The following is a 472-nucleotide window of genomic DNA, read 5'->3' as shown; positions in this document are numbered from 1 at the left end:
GTACTGCAGGCCTGTATGGGAGTTCGCGGGTCAAATCCAAATCAAGTCCGCGTGCTTTTCGCACATTGTAACGGTCTGGTTTTTTGACCCAGTCTCGTCGACTGTTGTGCCATACCCTCCTTCGACCGACTGCGCCTTCCGACGACCTCTGGTAACTTTGGCCGCGCTATACCGCCATTGCCACCGGAGCTTTGTAATCCTGTTCCTTCGTGAGCAGCGCCCAGACGATCCGCGCTGTCTTGTTCGCCTGTGCGACTGTCACCAGCATGCGCGGCTTGCGAGCCAGCATGCGGGCAAGCCACGAGCCTTCGGCCGCACCGCGCTTGCTGGCCTGACGCGCAACAGCACTGCTGCCGATGATCAGCAATCGCCGCAGTGTACGCTCACCCATCTTGGATGTTCGCTCCAGTTTAGTTTTCCAGCTTGTAGATTTCTGTAGAGGTGTAAGACCAAGCCAGGCGGCAAAGGCACG

1 protein-coding gene is annotated in these 472 nt (G+C 58.1%); it reads right to left on the bottom strand.

Going from position 1 to position 472, the window contains the following annotated elements; translation table 11 throughout:
• Positions 1 to 166: 166 nt before the first annotated feature.
• Positions 167 to 472, bottom strand: a 306-nt coding sequence (locus EOE18_RS18245; RefSeq protein WP_164852820.1) for a transposase, incomplete at its 5' end; no start/stop codon positions are given.

It is taken from the genome of Novosphingobium umbonatum, assembly GCF_004005905.1.
In the GTDB taxonomy this organism is placed as follows: Bacteria; Pseudomonadota; Alphaproteobacteria; order Sphingomonadales; family Sphingomonadaceae; genus Novosphingobium; species Novosphingobium umbonatum.
The sequence above is the reverse complement of the archived record's forward strand: the minus strand, read 5'-3'. Positions and strand labels throughout refer to the sequence as shown.